This window comes from Burkholderia sp. AU33423 (assembly GCF_002223135.1).
Taxonomy (GTDB): Bacteria; Pseudomonadota; Gammaproteobacteria; order Burkholderiales; family Burkholderiaceae; genus Burkholderia; species Burkholderia lata_D.
This window is the reverse complement of record NZ_NKFH01000007.1, coordinates 136,116-151,403: the sequence shown is the minus strand read 5'-3', so window position 1 is coordinate 151,403 and position 15,288 is coordinate 136,116. Positions and strand designations below refer to the sequence as shown.

The 15,288-nt window shown below is 66.6% G+C and carries 16 protein-coding genes; 7 read left to right on the top strand and 9 right to left on the bottom strand.

Going from position 1 to position 15,288, the window contains the following annotated elements; genetic code table 11:
• Window positions 1-24: 24 nt before the first annotated feature.
• Complete coding sequence (locus tag CFB50_RS19000) at window positions 25-912, bottom strand: NAD(P)H-binding protein (RefSeq protein WP_069250518.1); 888 nt, start codon at window positions 910-912, stop codon at window positions 25-27.
• Window positions 913-1,056: 144 nt separating this feature from the next.
• Window positions 1,057-1,980, bottom strand: coding sequence for an AraC family transcriptional regulator (locus tag CFB50_RS18995; RefSeq protein WP_069250517.1), 924 nt, complete (start codon window positions 1,978-1,980; stop codon window positions 1,057-1,059).
• A 194-nt stretch (window positions 1,981-2,174) separates the two neighbouring features.
• Here CFB50_RS18995 and CFB50_RS18990 point away from each other — a divergent pair, with 194 nt between their 5' ends.
• Window positions 2,175-2,375, top strand: a complete 201-nt coding sequence (locus tag CFB50_RS18990) for a hypothetical protein (protein ID WP_069250516.1) — start codon at window positions 2,175-2,177, stop codon at window positions 2,373-2,375.
• Between the two features lie 21 nt (window positions 2,376-2,396).
• Here the strand turns inward: CFB50_RS18990 and CFB50_RS18985 are convergent, their stop codons facing one another.
• On the bottom strand, window positions 2,397-3,350 hold the full coding sequence (locus CFB50_RS18985; RefSeq protein WP_069250515.1) for a LysR family transcriptional regulator: 954 nt from the start codon (window positions 3,348-3,350) through the stop codon (window positions 2,397-2,399).
• A 100-nt stretch (window positions 3,351-3,450) separates the two neighbouring features.
• Between CFB50_RS18985 and CFB50_RS18980 the strand changes: the two genes are divergently transcribed.
• The 3 genes from CFB50_RS18980 to CFB50_RS18970 all read left to right on the top strand — a co-directional run bounded on the left by CFB50_RS18980 (window position 3,451) and on the right by CFB50_RS18970 (window position 7,375).
• Window positions 3,451-4,809 (top strand): NAD(P)/FAD-dependent oxidoreductase, encoded by a 1,359-nt coding sequence (locus tag CFB50_RS18980; RefSeq protein WP_069250514.1) that lies wholly within the window; start codon window positions 3,451-3,453, stop codon window positions 4,807-4,809.
• Between the two features lie 326 nt (window positions 4,810-5,135).
• Window positions 5,136-5,570 (top strand): phosphatase, encoded by a 435-nt coding sequence (locus tag CFB50_RS18975; protein ID WP_089446873.1) that lies wholly within the window; start codon window positions 5,136-5,138, stop codon window positions 5,568-5,570.
• Window positions 5,571-5,749: 179 nt separating this feature from the next.
• Entirely contained in the window at window positions 5,750-7,375 is a 1,626-nt protein-coding gene (locus tag CFB50_RS18970) for a histidine-type phosphatase (protein ID WP_069250512.1), read from the top strand.
• A 39-nt stretch (window positions 7,376-7,414) separates the two neighbouring features.
• Here CFB50_RS18970 and CFB50_RS18965 read toward each other — a convergent pair whose 3' ends face one another.
• Window positions 7,415-8,074 carry an alanyl-tRNA editing protein gene (locus CFB50_RS18965; protein WP_069250511.1) on the bottom strand — a complete coding sequence of 220 codons (660 nt, stop codon included), beginning with the start codon at window positions 8,072-8,074 and terminating at the stop codon, window positions 7,415-7,417.
• Window positions 8,075-8,110: 36 nt separating this feature from the next.
• Window positions 8,111-9,130 (bottom strand): sterol desaturase family protein, encoded by a 1,020-nt coding sequence (locus CFB50_RS18960; RefSeq protein WP_089448364.1) that lies wholly within the window; start codon window positions 9,128-9,130, stop codon window positions 8,111-8,113.
• A 79-nt stretch (window positions 9,131-9,209) separates the two neighbouring features.
• On the opposite strand from CFB50_RS18960, the gene CFB50_RS18955 reads away from it, so the two are divergent.
• Both CFB50_RS18955 and CFB50_RS18950 read left to right on the top strand, forming a co-directional pair.
• On the top strand, window positions 9,210-10,271 hold the full coding sequence (locus CFB50_RS18955; RefSeq protein WP_256979142.1) for an AraC family transcriptional regulator: 1,062 nt from the start codon (window positions 9,210-9,212) through the stop codon (window positions 10,269-10,271).
• Window positions 10,272-10,345: 74 nt separating this feature from the next.
• Window positions 10,346-10,651, top strand: a complete 306-nt coding sequence (locus CFB50_RS18950) for a hypothetical protein (RefSeq protein WP_069252820.1) — start codon at window positions 10,346-10,348, stop codon at window positions 10,649-10,651.
• A gap of 35 nt (window positions 10,652-10,686) precedes the next feature.
• Here CFB50_RS18950 and CFB50_RS18945 read toward each other — a convergent pair whose 3' ends face one another.
• Window positions 10,687-10,983, bottom strand: a complete 297-nt coding sequence (locus CFB50_RS18945; RefSeq protein WP_089446871.1) for a hypothetical protein — start codon at window positions 10,981-10,983, stop codon at window positions 10,687-10,689.
• Between the two features lie 488 nt (window positions 10,984-11,471).
• Here CFB50_RS18945 and CFB50_RS18940 point away from each other — a divergent pair, with 488 nt between their 5' ends.
• On the top strand, window positions 11,472-13,046 hold the full coding sequence (locus CFB50_RS18940) for an EAL domain-containing protein (RefSeq protein WP_235986602.1): 1,575 nt from the start codon (window positions 11,472-11,474) through the stop codon (window positions 13,044-13,046).
• Window positions 13,047-13,068: 22 nt separating this feature from the next.
• On the opposite strand, the gene CFB50_RS18935 is transcribed toward CFB50_RS18940, so the two are convergent.
• The 3 genes from CFB50_RS18935 to kduD form a co-directional block, all read right to left on the bottom strand.
• On the bottom strand, window positions 13,069-13,440 hold the full coding sequence (locus tag CFB50_RS18935; protein WP_089448362.1) for a hypothetical protein: 372 nt from the start codon (window positions 13,438-13,440) through the stop codon (window positions 13,069-13,071).
• Between the two features lie 70 nt (window positions 13,441-13,510).
• Complete coding sequence (kdgR, locus tag CFB50_RS18930; RefSeq protein ID WP_089446870.1) at window positions 13,511-14,419, bottom strand: DNA-binding transcriptional regulator KdgR; 909 nt, start codon at window positions 14,417-14,419, stop codon at window positions 13,511-13,513.
• Window positions 14,420-14,478: 59 nt separating this feature from the next.
• Window positions 14,479-15,285 (bottom strand): 2-dehydro-3-deoxy-D-gluconate 5-dehydrogenase KduD, encoded by an 807-nt coding sequence (kduD, locus tag CFB50_RS18925; protein WP_089446869.1) that lies wholly within the window; start codon window positions 15,283-15,285, stop codon window positions 14,479-14,481.
• Window positions 15,286-15,288: the final 3 nt, after the last annotated feature.

The window sequence follows — 15,288 nt, the reverse complement described above, 5'->3', positions numbered from 1 at the left end:
TAATGCGCGTCGCCGCCGCCTCTATTACCGCGCGTGCTGGCGCACCAGTTGTGCGAGTGCATCGGTCAGCGTCGTCGTGCCGTAAAGCCGTTCCGACACCCCCTCCTCGACGTCGATCTGCCCCGCGTTGTGCACATCGTAGAGATCGACGATCAACTGCGCATGGCGTTCGCTGAGGCCCGCACGCAGCAGCGTCGCGGCCCACGTCTCGCGCGGCAGTTCATGCGCGACGATGGGCCGGCCGGCCGCCGCGCCGAGCGTATCGGCGATCGCCGTCACGCTCACCCGCCGCGGCCCTTCGATACTGACGATGCGCGGCCCGTTGCCGCCTTCCGGCGCGTCGAGCAGCAGCCGCGCCGCAACGACGCCCACGTCGGGCGCCCAGACCGTCGGGAACACCTTGCCGACCGGATGGTGAAAGCTCGGCAGCACACCGGTGCCGAGTGCGACCGGCAGGATGCGCGTCCAGTTCTGCAGATGCTCGGCCGAACGCAGCAGCGTCAGATGCGTCGGGATCGTCTTCAGCCGCTCCTCGAAGTGATGAAACAGCCGGGTGATGCCCGTATTGCCGTCGCGCTCCGCACCGTAGTCCGACAGCGCGAGCAGCACCGGCGGCGGGTTGGCGGCGAGCGCGGCGGTGGCGACGTCGATCGTCCGCGTCATCGTCGCGGCCGGATCGGGGTCGGCGACCGGCACCGGGCACAGGATCTGCACGGCCCGCGCGCCGTCGATTGCCGATGCGACCGCGTTCGCGTCCGTCAGCTCGGCGATCACGACATCGCAGCCGAGCTGCACGAAACGTTCACGATGGCGTGCGTCGCGCAATACCGCGCGCACGGGATGGCCGGCGTTGCGTAGGGCCGTCACGGTCGACTGGCCGACGTTGCCGGATGCACCGAAGATCACGAACACGATTCGCTCCTTGGGGGATGAAAGTGTCGTGATTGTCAGGTTGGGCGGCGGGAGCGGCGCGCAGGGAGGGATGAATACAGCAGGAAAGGATGACGGGATGCGGGGAGCGCACGGATCGCGCCGTGCGCCGCCGCGAAGCCGAGGCTAGCGACGCGAAGGCTTCGCACCCTCCTCGCCGTCATACGCAAGCCGCAGCCCGCCCCTTGCCCCCGACCGCGCAATCTCGGTCGGCGTCGCGCCCAGCACGCGATTCATCCAGTTCGCCATGTGGCTCTGATGCGCAAACCCGGCTTCGAGCGCGATCTGGCTGATGCTGAGCCGGCCTTCTAGCAGCAACGCCTTCGCGCGCTCGACCCGGCGCCGCACGACGTACTGGTGCACGGGCATCCCGAGCGTTTCGCGGAACAGCACCTTGAAATGCGGCACGCTGATCGACACGAGCGCCGCGAGTTCGGCCAGCGTCATGCGCCGGTCGAGGTTCGCTTCGACGTAGTCGATCACGCGCGCGGCCGCCTTCGGCGCGAGCGTGCGGCGGCGCTCGCGGAACGCCGGCTGGCCGTCGACCAGCCGCGCGACGAGCGCCGTGCACAGGCTTTCCGCGTAGAGCGGATCCGACGCGTCTTCCGCTTCGAGTTCGGCGGCCATCGCCCACGCGATGTGCTGCAGGCGCGGGTCACGCACCTGCAGCCGGCGGCGGATCTGCCCCTGCGACGGCTTCAGTTCGAGCTGTTCGACGGTCCGCCGCACGAACGTGTCGCTGAGTGCGATATGGAGGATCTGGCAGTCGGCGCTGTCGGTCCACTGGCCGGGCAGGCCGGCCGGAATCACGTCGACGTCGCCGTGCGCCTGGATGCGCGACACGCGCTCGCCGTCGCACACGCAATCCGCGCGAACCGGCGACCCGATATGCACGCCGATCCGGTGATGCTCGGCCGCCGGAATCCGGTAGGTGCCCGCGCGGATTGCCAGCAGCGACGCGCCGAAGCCCTGCCAGCCGAGCCCGCGGCTCGAGCGCAGGCTGACCGGGACGCCGTTGTCCGTCGGCGCCGCGAGAATCGCATCGCTCATGGCCTTCCTCCAGTGGATCGGGATGTCGAACGCGCATTGTGACGCGTTTTCGGGCGGTCTGCCGGGCCTGCCGGCAACGCGCCCGGGTCGAGCAGAAAAAGATCATCCGTTCCTGCTCAGGGCCATCCTTGCGTGTGCGCCGGCGGGCGCCGCGCCACTTACGATGGCCCCATCCGACACCTACGGAGACCGTCATGCCCCATCAGTGCCTTGCGCAACGCGCAGCGTTCACCGCGCGCCCGCGTTCCGCCGCCACCCGTCCGTCATCCGGGCGCCACTCCCGCAGCAACCGCGCCCCGATCACCGCCTGGTGCCTGCGCATCGTCGGCTGGTACCGGCTCGAACGGCTGCTCGCGTCGATTCCCGACAGCAACGACGACTTCGGGCTCGTCTGACCGGCCGGTCAACGCATTCGCCTACTTGCGCCGCCGCTCGTGCGGCGCCGCCGTCGCGCCGTCGATCACCGGTGCGCCCTGCTTGATCAGGAAATCGCGGAACAGCCCCGTGACCTGCGAGATCCGCCGGTCGGCGAGCGTGACCACATACCATTCGCGCTCGATCGGGTTGCCGGGAAACGGCAGTTGCCCGAGCAGCCCGGTGCGCAGTTCGAGTGCACACGCGTGCAACGACAGGAACGCCACGCCGAGCCCCGCTTCGGCCATCTGCTTGATCGCCTCGTTGCTCGACAGTTCGGAGCCCACATGGAACCGGTAACCCGCGTTCTTGAACAGGCTCTCGACGGTCGAGCGCGTACCCGCGCCGCGTTCGCGCACGAGCAGGTGCGCGGATTCGAGATCCTTCAGCGCGACGCGCTTGCGCTGCATCAGCGGATGGCCGGGCGCCGCGACGAACACCATCGGATGCTTCGCGAACTCGACCGCATGCGTGCGCAGTTCCTTCGGCGCGCTGCCCATCACCGCGAGATCGATTTCATGCGTGGCGAGCATGCGGATGATGTCGTCGCGATTGCCAACCTTGAAATAAGTCTTCACGTGCGGACGCGTCGCGGTGAATTTCACGAGCAGCGGCGGAATCAGGTACTCGGCCGTCGTGATCGCGCCGATCCGCAGCGTGCCGCCGAGATCGCCCGTCAGCGCGGCCACTTCGTCGCCGGCCTCGCTCCACAGATGCAGGATCTCGCGCGCATAGCGCGACACGATCTCGCCGGCCGCGGTCAGCTGCACGCCCCGCCCCACCCGCTGCAGCAACGCGGCGCCCACCGCCTCCTCGAGCAGGCGCACCTGCAGCGACACGGCCGGTTGCGTCAGGTTCAGTTCCTCGGCCGCCCGCGACACGCTGCCGAGCCGCGCAATCATGTCCAGCGCCTTCAGCTGCCGGAACGTCGCGGTCTTTCCTATAAGTGAATACATATGAGTCGCTTATAAACATTAAATTGTTCGTGTAGGTTCAAAACTATATCGTCGGTTCTTGAGCAATGTCATCCGAATCGTCATTCAGCGGGAGCCCAACATGGACAACACCACGCCCAACCTTGCAACGGACCGCGCACCGCGCCTGCCGCGCATCGTGATCGTCGGCGGCGGCGCCGGCGGCCTGCACCTCGCCACACGTCTCGGCGATACGGTCGGACGCCGCGGGCAAGCCGAAGTCGTGCTCATCGACCGCTATCCGACGCACTTCTGGAAGCCGCTGCTGCACGAAGCCGCATCGGGCCATCGCGACCCGGCCTCGCACACGATCGAATACGCGGCGCAAGCGAAGCGCCACGGTTTCCGCTTCATGCAGGGCGCGCTGCAACACGTCGACCGCGCGGCACGCACGGCGACGATCGCAGCCGTGCAGGATGCGGACGGCACGGAAATCCTGCCGCAGCGCGAGCTCGGCTATGACGATCTCGTGCTCGCCGTCGGCAGCGTGACGAACTTCTTCAATGTGCCGGGCGCGGCGCGCCACGCGCTGCCGCTCGAAAACCTCGACCAGGCCGAGGATTTCCGCCGGAAGTTCCTCGCGGCCTGCACGAAGGCGAATCACCTGGCCGAGCAGCAGCCCGCGCGGCGCGCGGCGCCGATCTGCATCAACGTGATCGGTGCGGGCGCGACGGGCGTCGAGCTGGCAGCGGCATTGCGGGATGCGATCCAGCAATTGACGACGTACCGCTTCAAGGCGCTAGTGTCCGCGCGCGACGTGCACATCCGGCTGATCGAAGGCGGCCCGCGCATCCTGCCGGCGCTCGACGAGCGGCTGTCCGGCAAGATGCACGCGCAGCTTCGCGCGCTGAACGTCGACGTGCTGACCGATACCCGCGTGGCGGAAGTCGGCGCGGATGCCGTGACGACCTCGACCGGCGAACGGCTCGCAAGCGACATCACGATCTGGGCGGCCGGCGTGGCGGGCCCCGCGTTCCTGCGGCAGATCGGCGACATCGCGCTCAATCGTTCGAACCAGGTGATCGTGACCGAGACGCTGCAGACGCCGGACGATCCGCACGTGTATGCGTTCGGCGACTGCGCCGCCTGCCCGACGGCCGGCGCGAACGGCTTCCTGCCGCCGCGTGCGCAGGTCGCTTTTCAGCAGGCCGTGTACCTGGTCAACGCGTTCGCGCGGCGCGTCGCCGGCAAGCCGGTGGACGGCTTCACATTCCGCGATGCGGGCACCGTCGTGTCGCTCGGGCATGCGGGCGCCGTGTACCAGGCCGACATCGGCGTGCGTTCGCGCTCGCTGATCGTCGACGGGCTTGCCGCAATCGGACTGTACAAGTTCCTGTATCGCAAGCACCTGTTCAGCGTGGTCGGCGTGAAGCGTGCGCTGTTCCAGTCGCTGAGCCACTGGCTGCAAAGCCGCAACCAGCCGTCGATCAAGCTGCACTGATCGCGTCGATTCACACGCAGCCTCGCAAGACGGCATATCGGGCGTGCATCGTTCGATATGCCGTTTTTTCATTTGCCCATGCGCGGTGCATTCAGCGCGTGCGCGAATCTGGTGCATCACATCGAGGGCCGTCGATGCGATGCGATTCGCGCGGAACAGGCCGTGCGACACGCATCCCGCGCCCACATTGGCTCGTCGTCCCATTCATTAGTCGAATCGTATGGGTCGGATATAAATATTAATTGGTCGCGTTTTCCGGATCGACGCTAAGGTGTGTGGCATTCCCGTCGGCGAACGGATCATCACGTCTCTGAAGAGGAATCACCGTGGTTATCGAAGCCATCGTCACCCGTCTCGACGCAGCATTCGCGCAAATCGAAGCAACGCCGGATTCGCATGAATCGCGCCATCAACGCGATGCGATCATCCAGTGGCTCGATCGAGCATCGGAAGAAGGATATCGACTCGGTCTCGTCACGACGCTGCCGGCCGCACGGCTCAGCGACATGTTCGAAGGCCAGTTCGGCCGCGCGAACCTCGACCGCTTCTCGGTCGTCGTCACGGACGCCAATCAGCAGGACTCCGGATCAACCCAGCATCCCTTCGACGTCGCGTTGCAGGCACTCGGCGTGCCGCCCGAACGCGCGGTGGCCATTGCGAGCAGCGAACCGGAGCGCCGCGAAGCCGAGCATTTCGGCCTGTCGCGCTGCGTGAACATCACCGACACCGTGCGCTCGATCGCATCGGCCGGCCTGCACTGAACGCCGGCGCACGGGCCGGCGTTGGCCGGCCGTGCGCGACTCGAAGGCAATCCGACGATTGCCCGACCGAATCCTGACACTCTGCTGTCAAAGTCGCTTGCAACACTTCCGGGCTTGACCGATCACTCCCGGAGACGGGACGACGCAAACCTGCATCGTCCCGCCCGTTGCACGCCACGATGACACGCCCGATCCGCACCGCCACCGCCCTCGCGATTACCTGCCTACTGCTCGCCGCTTGCGGCGGGGACGACTCGGCACCACCCGCGGCCTCTGCCGACAACAGCGGCTCGACGCCCGCACCGCAACCGCAGCCACAGCCTCAGCCCAAGCCGACACCCGCGACTTACTACCAGACGAAGACACCGTACCGCCCGCAGCAGGACGCCGCGACGTACGAAGCGCCGCCCGCCGGCTACGCGCCCGTCTATACGGAACTCGTCGCGCGCCACGGCTCGCGTGGATTGTCGGGCTTCAAGTACGACGGCGCGATCTACGCGATGCTGGTCAAGGCCGAGGCCGACGGCGCACTGACCGCACTCGGCGCGCAGCTCAAGGCCGACACGTACGCGATGATGAAGGCCAATGCACTGCTCGGCTATGGCGTGGCGGGCATCTCGACGCCCGGGTACGGCAATCTCACGCAAACCGGCATCCGCGAACACCAGCAGCTCGCCGCACGTCTCGCGCAGCGGCTGCCTGCCTTGTTCGCGGCCGGCAACCGGCAGGTCGTCGTCGTCAACTCCGGCCAGGATCGCGCGGTCGACAGCTCGACGTATTTCTCCGCGTCGCTCGTGGCCGCGCAGCCGGCACTGGCCTCGGCGATCACGCTGCCCGCCGCGCCGTCCGGCTATCCCGCGAACGCGCCGGTCGCGCAGCCGGCCGGCACCAACCGCTTCCTGCTGTATTTCCACGCGCTGAAGCCGGCCACCGATCTCGTGACCGATGCAGGCAACCCGTACTACGCGACCTATCAGGCGAGCCAGGCATACCAGGCCTATGCGAACGACGCGACGGTGGCCGCGAAGCTCAACGCGATCAAGGCCGCGCCGCAGGCGGCCGACGTTGCGCAAACGGTGCTGTCCGCGCTCGTGTCGCAAGCCTTCATCGCGAAGCTCGGCACCGACGGCTACACGTTCGCGAACACCGGCACCTATGCCTTCACGTCGGCGGACGGCAAGTTCACCAACACGCTGAAGGGCGACGGCAAGACCAAGATCGCGACGGCCGTCGATGCGGTGAACGTGCTGTACAACCTGCTGCAGGTCGCGCCCGCGATGACGGCGGAAACCGGCGGCGTCACGATGGAGAATTACATCGGCGCGGAGCAGGCGCAGTATCTCGCGTATCTGCAGGATGCCGAGGACTACTACCAGAAGGGGCCCGGCATCCAGGAAACGAACCCCGTCACGTACCGGATGGCGAAGGTGCTGCAAGACGATTTCTTCGGTGAAGTCGATGCGATCGCGCGCGGCGACCTGACCCGCGCCGCGAAGCTGCGCTTCACGCATGCGGAGATCGTGATTCCGTTCGCGTCGATCATGAACCTGAAGAACGTGTTCGTGCCGACGCCGCACGCGCAGACGTACACGTACGCGACCAATCCGTGGCGCGGTGAACAAGTGTCGCCGATGGCCGCGAACATGCAGTGGGATGTCTATCGCAACGGCTCGCGCCTCATCGTGAAGATGCTGTACAACGAGCGCGAAACGGATTTCCAGGCTGCGTGCGACGGCGCGAAAATCGCGCCGGGCAGCCACTTCTATGACTACGCGGGGTTGAAGCAGTGTTACGGGTATCAGTGACGTGACGCGGGCGGCGGGTTACGCAACCCGCTCGCCCCGCTACCCGCCGGCGCTCTCCGGCTCGACCAGCATGACCTCGATCCGCTCCTTGCCCTTCCCGGTATTCCTGCGCTTGAGCGTCAGCATGCCGATCTCGCCGGTCGACGCCGGATGCGTGCCGCCGCACGCCATCGTCGCGAAGCCGTCGACACGCCAGAACCGGCGTTGCGCGTCGACATCGCTGAAATCGGTCACGATGCGCAGGTCGCGCTTCGACAGGTCGGCCGCGGCCGATTCGATCTCGGGAAACAGCGGCGCCACGCTCGTGTCGCTCGCGAAGTCGATGCGCGCCTTGTCCTGCCCGATATGCGCGCCGATGCGCTCGATGCCGGGCCTGAGCCGATAGACCAGCTGCAGCACCATTTCGGCCGCGAAGTGCAGACGCATCAGCCGGTACCGCCGTGCCCAATCGATGCGCCAGGTCACGCGATCCCCGACGCTCAGCGCATGATCGCGTGGCAGCGTATAAACGATGTCGAGGCCCTGCTTGTCGGCCTGGATGACCGGATAGCCGCCCAGTGAGCCCGCGTCGCTCCCCTGCCCACCCGAAAACGCAAAGAAGATGGTGGCGTCCACCCGCACGCGATCGCCGTCGACGTGGCTGACGACGGTATCCAGCGTGGTCCGGTAGGGATCGTCCCAGAATACTTTCTTCGTCATTGCCCGCCGCGCCTTCCGCCGAGGAAAGCACGCAGGTTAGCCGGATCGCGTACCCGCGGCTTGTACGATCTTGCGCCCTTGCGCCGACGCCTCCTCATCAGACATGGCACGCGATGCTGTCGCGGCCTCCTCCTCGCCCTTGCGCTCGACACTCCACGCATGAATCGGCCGATGCCCCGGCCGCTCCCATTCGGGCGGCATCCACAGGTGTTTCAGCCGCTGCAGGACGGGCCCGGGCGCGAACACGTCGCGCCACATGTCGACGAATTCGTGCAGGTTCAACACCAGAAAGTTATACGAACGAATCTGCTGCGTGATCCCGTAGTCGACCGGCTCAGTTTCCTCGACATACGTGCCGAACAGGCGATCGAAGATGATCAGCACGCCGCCGTAGTTCTTGTCGATGTAACGCGGATTGCGGCCATGATGCGCGCGATGATTCGACGGCGTATCGAACACGTACTCGAACCAGCGCGGCAGCCACCCGATCGCTTCGGTATGCACGAAGTACTGGTACGCGAGATCGACCGCGAGCAGGAACAGCACGACGGCCGGCGGGATGCCGAGCCACACTGGCGGCAGGTAGAACACGAACACGCCGACGAACGCGTTCAGCAGCGACTGCCGCATCGCGGTCGTGAAGTTCATCACTTCGCCGCTGTGATGCGGCACGTGCGCGGCCCAGAACCAGCGCACGCGATGCGACGTGCGATGAAACCAGTAGTAGCAGAACTCCACGACGACGAAGATCGGCACGATCGTGAAGCCGTTCACCGGCACGTCGAACAGCCGGTGCCGGTAGACCAACGCGAAAATCGCACCCGTGAACAGGAGCCCCATCACGGTTTCGGCCACCTGATAGCCGGCGCCGAGCGACAGGTTCGCGACGATCTCCTTCCAGCGAAACGGCTCGCGGCGGCCGCGCCCGGTCATCATCGCGTATTCGATCGCGAACGCGATCAGGAAGACCGGCGTCATGCCGATCAGCAGCACCTGCTTCCAGTCCACGTCGTTACCCAGGAACGCGTGGAGCCACGTCATCAACTCGGTCGGCATGTTCGCGGCCTCGATCAAGAACTGACCGGCAGTATGGTCGCGCACGGGTCGCCCCGCGTTGACACTTGCCGACAATTACTTGACACTTTCCGCCATGCCCGCCGCCTCCCCGCTATCGACGCAGCGCGTCTACTACTCGAGCACCTACGTGCGGCTGCTGTTCGACTATCTGTCCGAGCAGGGCAAGGATGCCGCGCGCGTGCTCGGCGACGCGCGGCCGCCCGAGGACGATCGCGGGCTCACGCTGTACGCGAGCGCTCACTGGCGGCGCCTGCTCGAATGCGCGGTGCACGCGCTCGACGATCCGCTGCTCGGCCTGCACGTCGGCCAGCGAATCACGCCCGCCCATCTCGGTGCGCTCGGCTATGCGTTGCATGCGTGCCGCGATGCCGGCGCCGCGCTCGCGCGCTGGCAGCAATACGAACACCTGATTGCGAACGTCGCGCGCATGGAAGTGCGGGTCGAGGCGACGTCGGTCGCGATCGAATGGCATGACGCGCCGGAGCCGCTCGGCCCGCTCGTCGATGAAGTGGCGCTGACGGCCATCGTCCAGTTCGCACGCAACATCACCGGTACGCATCACGGGCCCGACGAGGTCTGCCTCGTGCACCCGTCACCCGGCGACGAACAACCGTACATCGACTATTTCGGCTGCCCGGTGCGATTCGGCCAGCCGGTGAACCGCCTCGCGTTCCCGCTGCACCTGCTCACGCAGCCGCTGCGCCAGCCGGACGACGCGCTGCTGCAGATGATGGAACGCCAGGCGAGCGCGCTGCTTGCCGAGCTGCGGCAGACGGACGATCTCGAACAGTCGGTGCGCGAAGCCGTCGCGCGCCTGTTGACGCAGGGCGAAGCGAGCCTCGAACAGATTGCCGCGGACCTGCATGTGTCGTCGCGCACGCTGCATCGACGCCTCGCCGAACTCGGGCTCAACTTCCGGATACTACGCGAGGACACGCGGCGGCGGCTCGCAATCGACCACCTGAACGATCCGCGGCTGACGCTCGCGGAAGTCGCCTGGCTGCTCGGCTATTCGGAACACAGCGCCTTTACGCGCGCCTTTCGGCGCTGGACCGGCGAATCGCCGCAGCAGTGGCGCAGCCGGCAACCGGCGCGGGCCGCGAACGTCGCGCGCGGCTGAGTGCAGCGCGCCAGCGAGCCGCCGACGAACTCGCGTCCGCCCGCGCGGTCGAACGAGCATCGCCGGAGAATCCCATGAAACGCGTTGCTGCTGTCGCTGTCCTGACCCTGCTGGCCGCCGTCAGCTTGCCGGCCGCCGCCGGTGCGCCGTCCGGCAGTGCCGAGCCGGCGCCCGTTCAAGCGCACGCAAAAAACTGCGTGCCGTCCCGCGACGCCACGCATGACGCCCGCGCGTCGTCGAAGGCGCCGCCGATCCGCGTATGCGTCAGCGATGCCAATACGCAACTGAACCTGCCGTGGTTCCTGACCGATGTGCTCACCGCGGTGGATACGCACCAGTCGGGCGGCGACCTGCTGCGCAAGATGCGCAACGATTTCTGAATCGCGGCCCGCGCGGCGCGCCGGCGCCGTATCGTTCACTCATCTTCGGACGCCTGCAGCACCTGCACGAACGTGCCGACCATGCCGGCCCACATCGCGGGATCGGCAATGCTGCGCAGCAGCGCGAGCAATTCCTTTCGTTCCCCTTTCGAAAGCGGACCATGTCCACTGCTGATGGTGTCGTAGCGTGACGTGCCGCGCGAGGCGAGCGCGCGGTCGAGCAGGTAGTTACGGGTTTGCCCGTTCACGGCAATCTGGATCCACAGCGTACCGCCGTCGGCCGCGGCTGCGCCATCGGTCATGGTGACCGTGGGCGCGGTATTTTCTTCCATCCCGGCGCTCCCGCAAGACGTGCGACCGTATCGCGCGGCGGCCGATCGCGGGCCGCCGGCAGGTCGACGAAGACAGCATCCCGAAAGAATGTTTCCTGTCGAGACGCAATGACAAAACTACACTAATCGTTGAATAACAATATTTCACAATCTCTCGTCACATCTTATACTTGCCGCGCACCATCCTCGTGCCAAGAGACGGTGTTTTTTCGTCCCGGCCGCAAGACCATGCGGCCGGGGTTTTTTCGGTGTGTTATGTCGATATACATGCGCTGCGTGCACATGCTCATAGCGGCCAGCCGCCGGAATGATTGGCCGATTGCGACGGGGTTGCCGCAGATGCCCGCCGCGACCGCAGCATCGATCGCATTGCGATACCGGCGCGCATCGCGCATGGCCAGAACCCGGCATGACACATGCACGCCGTGGGTGTATCGACCGGTTCGACTCGCCTCTCCATACACACAACACCAAAGGCGACCGCGGGAATGTCAGCGTTCACGCCAGGCTCGAAGGCCGTTTTCCAGCGCAGCGGCGCATGGCCGCGGGTTGCCTTTTTCGCCGCCGTAATCGTTTGCGTGCTCGTACCGGCATTTGCGATCGCGCTTGCCGACCGCTACGCGCGCGATACCGTCACCGAGCATGAGCGCGTCATCGCGAACGACATCGTGGCCTCGGTGGACCGCATCCTGGACGGTGCGCGCCTGCGGCATGTGGACGAACTGACCGCGCTCGTCGGGCGGCCATGCCCGGCGGTATTCCGGACGCTCGCCGAGATAGGCACGCGCCTGCGCTATCTGCGCGCCGTCGCGCTGGTGCACGAGGGCCGTGTCATGTGCTCGTCGGCGCTGGGGGCGATCGACCTGCCGCTCGGCGCGTATACCCACGAGCCGGAACCGGGCTCGACGCTCGTCACGCTGCTGCGCCAGACGCCGTTCCAGCAAGGTATCCCGGTGCTGCCCGTGTTTTACGCGACCGCACCCGGCGCGGGTGTGCTCTACCTGATCGAAGGCGACTACGTGGCCGACGCGCTCGCGCACGGCGCCCGCTACGGAACGGAAACCGCGACGCTGTCGATCGCGGGTTCGGGCCATCTCGACCAGCACGGGAAGTTCACGCCGGAGTCGGCCACGGATCCCGCGGGCGGCAGCACGCTCGTCTCGCCCCGCTGGCCGTTCACGGTGCGGGTTGCCGCATCCGCGCACTACGCGTCGCAGGTCCGGCAGCACGACCGGCTGATCGCCATCACGATCGTGCTGCTGGCGGACGGCCTCGTGATGGCGGCTTACCTGCTCGCGATGGCGCCGCGCCGGCTGCTGCTGAAGGCCGTGCGTAACGCACTCAGGCGCGACGAGCTCCACGTCGTGTACCAGCCGATCGTCGATGTCGAGACGCGCAGGACCGTCGGCGTCGAGGCGCTGCTGCGCTGGCAGCACCCCAAGTGGGGGGCCATCAGCCCGGCCGTGTTCATCCCGCAGGTCGAATCGAGCGCGGTGCTGCCGAAAGTGACCGAATTCGTGCTGCGGACAGCCGTGGCGGAACTGTCCGCGCTGACGCCGTGCATGCCGCTGCGTATCGCCGTCAACATCGCGCCGAAGGATCTCGAGCGCACGCGGTTCGTGTCCATCGTCGAGGAGGCAATCCGCGCGCTGCCGCCGGGCTTTACGCTGGTGCTCGAAGTGACCGAGCGCATCCTGCTCGAGAAGAATGCGCGGACCACCGCGATCTTCCATGCGCTGCGAGCGAAAGGCGCGAAGTTCGCGATCGACGATTTCGGCACGCATCACAGCAATCTCGACATGCTGTCGCGCTTTCCGTTCGACTACGTGAAGATCGATCGCCAGTTCATCTCGCAACTGAACGGCGGTAACGCGGGGCTGATCGAGGGGATCGCGTCCGTTGCGCATCACTACGACCTGAAGATCATCGCGGAAGGCGTGGAAACGGAAACGCAACACCGCGCACTGCATACGGTCGGGATTCAGTACGCACAGGGTTACCTGTATCAGCGACCGCAGCGGGCGGAGTATTTGAAGCAGGATGGTGCGTGGGTGTCGGCGTAGCGGCATTGCCGCCGACGGTTACTTACTGTGCACCGTATTGACCACCGAGGCGCACGCGGCCCTGCTCGACCCAGCCTTCGAAGTCCTCGCCGGTCTTGCCGTTCACGTACATGATGTTGTACCAGCGCCCGTGCGGCTTGTAGACGGTCACCGAATCGCCGGGAATGATGAAGGTGCGCTTCGTCACGCATTGCGCATCGGGCGCCGAGTAGAAGTACACGCGCCCCGCGCCGATGACCGTGCCTGAAGCCGGCGGCCGGAAGTTGTCGTCCGGGCCGCTCGTTGCGGTGTTGAGCTTTTCGCAGTCCACTGCGTTTTTTGCATGCGCGCCGTTCGCGCCCAGGCACGTGCCGATCGCCAGCATCGCGATACCGATGCGCATCGTCATGTTCATCTGCATGATCCGTTCTTGACGTCGTATTGTCGTTTCGTTTTACCGGCTCTCTACCGGCATGTGCTCAATCCTACGTGACCGTCGCCGGCTCGACCCCGGCCGCCTCCGGACGATGGCCAAGCCGCGCGGAAATCGCCTGCCCGGCTTCCTTCAGCAGCGCGACGTAATGCGCCTTCGTATCCGCGCCGCATCGCATCGTCGGAAACGACAGCGACAATCCCGCGATCACGCGATCGAAACGGTCGAACACGGGCACCGCGAGACACAGCAGGCCATCTTCCTGCTCCTCGTTGTCCTCGCCATAGCCCTGCTGCCGCACGTGCGGCAGGATGCTCATCACCGCTTCCGCCGACGCGAGCGTCTTCGCGGTCGACTTCCGGAACTCGATGCCGGCCAGCACCGCACGCGCCTCACCGGGCGCCATCCACGCGAGCAGCACCTTGCCGATCGCCGTACTGTACAGCGGATTGCGCCGGCCGATCCGCGACTGCATGCGCAGCCCGTAATCGGCGTCGATCTTGTGGATGTAGATGATCGCGTCTTCGTCGAACGCGCCGAGATGCACGGCTTCGCGCGTCAGCTGACCGATGCGGCGCATCTCGAGATCGGCTTCGCGCACGAGGTCCACGCTCTCCAGCGCCTTGCTGCCGAGCTCGAACAGCCGGATCGTCAGGCGATAGCGGTCGGTCTCGCCTTCCTGCGCGACGTAGCCGAGCGCCTTGAGCGTCTGCAGGAAACGATGCACCGTCGTCTTCGACATGCCGAGCTGCTGCGACAGTTCGCTGATGCCGATCTCGCGGCGTTCGCCGAGCGCGGCGAGGATCGTGAAGACCTTGCCGACGGCCGCAACCGAGTCGGCTTTCTCCGCGCTGCCGGCCGCGTGCGGATCGCCGGTCTCCGGATGGCCGGCCCGCGGATGGCCGCCCCCCACTTCCGGGTTCGCCTGATCGCGCTTGCGCTGTCTGGGCGTTACTGTCATGTCCGTGAATCCGTGAGATGCGAATCGGGAGAGCATAACGCGTTCGCCGTGCGGTACGGTCAGCGCGCGAGCCACCCGCCGTCGACGGCAAGCGTGTGACCGTGCACGTAGTCCGATGCGCGCGACGCAAGAAACACCACCGCGCCCGCGAGATCGTCCGGCACGCCCCAGCGGCCGGCCGGGATGCGGCCGAGGATTTCGTCGCTGCGCCGGCTGTCCTCGCGCAACTGCGCGGTGTTGTCGGTCTCCATGTAACCCGGCGCGATCGCATTCACGTTGATCCCGCGCGCGGCCCACTCGTTCGCGAGCAGGCGCGTGAGACCCAGTACGCCGCTCTTCGACGCCGTGTACGACGGCACGCGGATGCCGCCCTGGAACGACAGCATCGACGCGACGTTCACGATCTTGCCGCCGCGCCCCTGCCGCACCATCTGGCGCGCGACGGCCGGCGACAGGAAGAACACGCTCTTCAGGTTCACGTCGATCACGGCGTCCCAGTCGGCTTCGGTTAATTCGAGCGCATCGCAGCGGCGAATCAGGCCCGCGTTGTTGACGAGGATGTCGACGTGACCGAACGCATCGACCGCGCCGCCGACGATCCGTTCGACCGGCTCGAGCGTCGACAGATCGGCACGCACGTCGACGAAGCGCCGCCCGGCCGCTGCGACGCGCGCCGACGTCTCGTCGGGCACCGACCGGTTTGCACCGACGATGTCGCACCCCGCCGACGCGAGCGCCACGGCCATCGCCGCGCCGAGCCCCGTGTTGCAGCCGGTGACGATCGCGACCTTGCCGGTCAGGTCGAACAGGCCGGCGAGCGCGGCGCGCATATCGGCGGCAGGAAGATCGGGCGTATCGCGTTTCATGAT